The following is a 4,427-nucleotide window of genomic DNA, read 5'->3' as shown; positions in this document are numbered from 1 at the left end:
TCACGAATAAATGAGGGCGTCATGGTCAACACATCCACCGAGTCGGCAGCGGGCCCCTCGCCTGAACTGCTGGCCCGCGCGTTCAATGCCGCACCCAATGGCTTTGTGCTGGTCGACAAGGCGGGCCTCATCGTGGCTGCCAACGAAGCGCTGGCGAGGATGTTCGGCTGCACGGTTGATGCCCTGACAGGCTCATCGGTTGATGCGCTCTTGCCCGGCCCGCTGCGTACGGAACACGCGGGCTTGCGCGACAGCTTCATGGCCCATCCCGAGCCCCGCCCCATGGGCGCAGGCCGTGTGCTGTTCGCGCGCCATGCCGATGGGCACGACTTCCCCGTCGAGATCGGCCTGAATCCGCTGCCCGCTGCGCAAGGCCTGCTGGTGCTGGCCTCGGTCGTGGACATCAGCGAACGCCTCGGCCTGGAATCAGCCTTCAGAGGCATGTTCGATGCATCCCCCTATGGCCAGCTCATCGTCGATGACGCGGGGCACATCGTCATGGCCAACCGCGTGCTGGCCGAATCGCTGGGCCACAACCGCGCTGCCCTGGCAGGACAACCTCTGGAGATGCTGCTGCCCGAGCGCTATCGGCCCCGACATGGCGCCCTGATGCACGGCTATACGCTGACCGGCGAGGCCCGCATGATGGGCCAAGGGAGAGACCTCACGGCCCTGCATGCTGATGGCACTGAACTGCCCGTCGAGATCGGCCTCAGCCGCGTGCGTTGGAACCGGCAGTTGTCCACCCTGGTGGTGATCAGCGACATCAGCGTGCGCAAACGTCTGGAGCTGGAGCTCAGGCAAGTCAACGCCGATCTGCAGGAGTTCACCTACGTGGCCTCTCACGATCTGCGCTCACCCTTGCGGGGCATCGCCGATCTGATCGAGTGGATAGGCGCAGATCTGGGGGAGGAGGTACCCGCCGATGTCACCCGCAATCTGCAACGCGTGAACCAGCGCATCCAGCGTATGGACCGCCTCATTGACGATCTGCTGCGCTATGCGCGCGCTGGCCGTGCCGCTACAGAGTTCACACAGGTCGATCTGCACGCGCTGGTCAAGGGCATCCTGGAGTTGCAGCCTCCGCCGCCAGGCTTCACGGTCCAGTTGGAGCTGGATGTGCCGCCCCTGCAAACAGCGCGCGTGCCGCTGGAGACCGTGCTGCGCAACCTGCTGAGCAACGTGCTCAAACACCACGATCGGCCTCAGGGGCACATCACCGTGCGCGCCAGTGTGGACGATGTGCATTGCCGCATTGAGGTGGAAGACGACGGACCCGGCGTGCCGGAACAAGCCAGAGCCCGCATCTTCAAGCTCTTCCAGACACTCACCTCATCGGAGCGTGGGGGCTCGGGCATTGGCTTGGCTTTGACCAAACGCCTCGTCGAAGTACACGGTGGCCGCATCGATGTGCAGTCGCCGGTGCGCGATGGCCGTGGCGCCTGCTTCCGCTTCGACTGGCCCCGCTTCAAAAGGAGAACCAGTCATGACCAGGTCTGATCCGCTCAGCATCTTGTTGATCGAAGATGACGACGTGGCCGCAGAATCGGTCAGACGCAGTCTGGACAAGGCCGGCCTGACGGTGCCCTTGCTCTGGGCGCAAGATGGGCTGCATGCCTTGGAGATCCTGCGCGGCGAGCATGCCAGCCAGGCTGCACCCCGGCCCCGCGTGATCCTGCTCGATCTCAACATGCCGCGCATGAACGGCTTCGAGTTCCTCCAGGCATTGCGCACCGACCCCCGCCTGCACGACGAAGTCGTGTTCGTATTGACCACCTCTGACGACGAATCAGACCGCACCCGCGCCTATCACGAGAACATCGCAGGCTATATGGTGAAGTCAGCCGTCGGGCCTCAGTTCTCGAAACTGGTTGCGCTGCTGCAGAGCTACCAATGCGCCATCAAACTGCCATGAACCAGAGCCCTGCCGTGAACGCCCCCACCAACCCTCTGCACCTGCTCGTGGTCGACGACGACGATGTGGATCGGGAACGTGTGCAGCGCTATATGCAACGCTCGCCGGTCAAGGTCGTCACACACGAAGCTGCATCGGGTGAAGAGGCCTTGCGCATGGTGCGCGCGCATCCCTTTGACTGCGTGGTGCTGGACAACCAGTTGGGCGACACCACCGGCACCGATCTGCTGCAACGCCTGCGCAAGGAGGCCTGCCAGGATTGCCCGGTCATCATGGTCACGGGTGCGGGCAACGAAGCCCTGGTGGTGCAGACGCTGCAAGAAGGCGCCGCCGACTACCTCTCCAAGCTGCACCTCAGCGCCGACAGCCTGGTGCGCTCGGTGCTGCGCAGCCTGGAACATCACCAGTTGCGCCGCGAACTCGATGACATGCATCGCCAGTTGGAACGGCGTGTGGAAGCCCAGGCGGCCACCATCCGGCAGCGTGAGCGTGATCTGCAAGATCTGCTGGACCACACCTCCAGCCTGATCGGCTATTGGGATGCGGCGCAATGCGTGCGCTTTGGCAACCGCGCTCATGAAGCCTGGTTCGGCCTTCTGCCCGAGCACCTGCCCGGCATGCGCGTGCGCGATGCCATCGGCGACGAGATGTACCGCATCCATCAGCCCTATATCGAGTACGCGCTACACGGCCAGGCACAGTTGTTTGAACACACCCTGCCGGGCACCAATGGCATCAAGACACGCCACCTCCAGGCCGAGTACCGCCCGGATGCCAACGAGTTTGGCGAGGTGGCCGGCTTTTACGTGACCATCACAGACATCACGGTGATCAAGGCCGCACAAGCCCGCGTTGAAGAGTTGCTGCACTTTGTGGAAGCCGTGATCGGCAACTCGCCCATCGGCATGGCCGTCTACCGAGCGGACCGTCAATGCGTGCTGGCCAACGATGAAATGGCCTCGCTGACGGGCATGAGCCTGACCCAACTCAAGCGACAAAGCCTGGCGGCCTTGGCCACAGGCCCGGCCAACGTCTTGCTCGACGAAGCACAAGCCACGCTGGCCGACGGACAGACCCGCCATCTCGAGATCGCCATGCAGCTCGCGCCCGATCGCCTCGTGCACCTGGCCTGGTCGCTTGCCCGCCTGACCCGAGGTGAAGAGCTTCATCTGCTGGTGATCGCGCGCGACGTGACCGAACAGAACATCCTGCACGAAACGCTGGTCAATGCCCGCAACACGGCGCAGGAAGCCGCCCGCATCACCAGCGCCTTCATGGCCAATATGAGCCACGAGATCCGCACGCCGATGAATGCCATCGTGGGGCTCTCGCGCCTGGCGCTGGAAGAGGCCTTGCCACCGGCGGCCTATGGTCACATCGAACGCGTTCATGACTCCGCGCTGGCGCTCATGGGCATCCTCGATGATGTGCTGGACTACGCCAAGGTCGAAGCGGGCCAGATGATGCTGGAGCAAACCGACATCGATCTGGAAGAGACCTTGCAGCGCGTGGCGGACCTGTTCTCAGGCCGCATGGCCCAAAAGCGCCTGCACTTCAGTATCGAGCTGGTCGAACCGCTGCCCACGCACATCATTGGTGATCCGCTGCGCCTCTCGCAGATCATCAACAACCTCGTGGGCAACGCCGTGAAGTTCACGGACAAGGGCGGCATCCACCTGGTCGTGTGTGCAGAAGGCGACATGCTGCGCTTTGCCGTGCGCGACACCGGCATCGGGATTGACCCCGAACGCCGCCAGGCGCTGTTTGCGGCCTTTGCGCAAGGCGATGTCTCCATCACGCGGCGCTTTGGAGGCACAGGCCTCGGACTGGCCATCTGCAAACGACTGGTCGAGATGATGGAAGGCCAGATCGGCGTGCAAAGCAGCCTGGGGCAAGGCAGCGAGTTCTGGTTCGAGATCCCCTTGTTGACCGCGCCTGCGCCGTCGATGCCCACGGCGGCGAGCGAGCCCCACAAGGTGCTGCTGGTGGGCGCCAGACACGCGAACCTGCCCTCACTCAGCCGCATGCTGCAAGCGCACGGCCATGTGGTCACCGTGTCCGACGATCTGGACATGGCCTGCGCGCACATCATGAACAGTGCGCAAGTGGGCCAGCCTTTCGACGCGGTGCTCGTCAATTGGCAAGAAGCCGATGCGCACGCCGCGGACACCGTGCGCGTCTTGCGAGACCAGTTGCGTCAACATGAAGGTCCGCTCACGCCCATCATCGGCATTGTCCCCGGCTTCGAACGCCAGGCGCTTCTGGATGCCATTGGCACCGCGCCCGTGGACACACTGCTGTCACAGCCCGTCTTGCCCGGCGTCCTGATCAAGACGCTGACACACGCGCGCGCCAACCATCAGTCGGCACCGCAGCAGCAAGCCTCCCCGGCCCACTTGCTGGCCCAACAAGGCGAGGCCTTGAGAGGCTGCCGCGTGCTGCTGGTGGAAGACAACCTGCTCAATCAGATGGTGGCGCAAGCCTTCCTGCAACAAGCCGGGCTGGAGGTCGA

The 4,427-nt window shown here is 63.8% G+C and carries 3 protein-coding genes; all 3 read left to right on the top strand.

Going from position 1 to position 4,427, the window contains the following annotated elements:
• On the top strand, positions 1-1,500 hold a 1,500-nt coding region (locus tag EPO09_RS08715), incomplete at its 5' end, for a PAS domain-containing sensor histidine kinase (RefSeq protein ID WP_290642208.1).
• Entirely contained in the window at positions 1,487-1,915 is a 429-nt protein-coding gene (locus EPO09_RS08710) for a response regulator (protein ID WP_290642206.1), read from the top strand. The genes EPO09_RS08715 and EPO09_RS08710, both read left to right, overlap by 14 nt.
• The coding region (locus tag EPO09_RS08705; protein ID WP_290642204.1) for an ATP-binding protein at positions 1,912-4,427 on the top strand (2,516 nt) is incomplete at its 3' end. The genes EPO09_RS08710 and EPO09_RS08705, both read left to right, overlap by 4 nt.

Origin of the sequence: Aquabacterium sp., from assembly GCF_004297345.1 — a bacterium.
Lineage (GTDB): Bacteria > Pseudomonadota > Gammaproteobacteria > Burkholderiales > Burkholderiaceae_C > Aquabacterium.
Note: the sequence above shows the minus strand (reverse complement) of the source record. Positions and strands in the feature narration are given on the sequence as shown.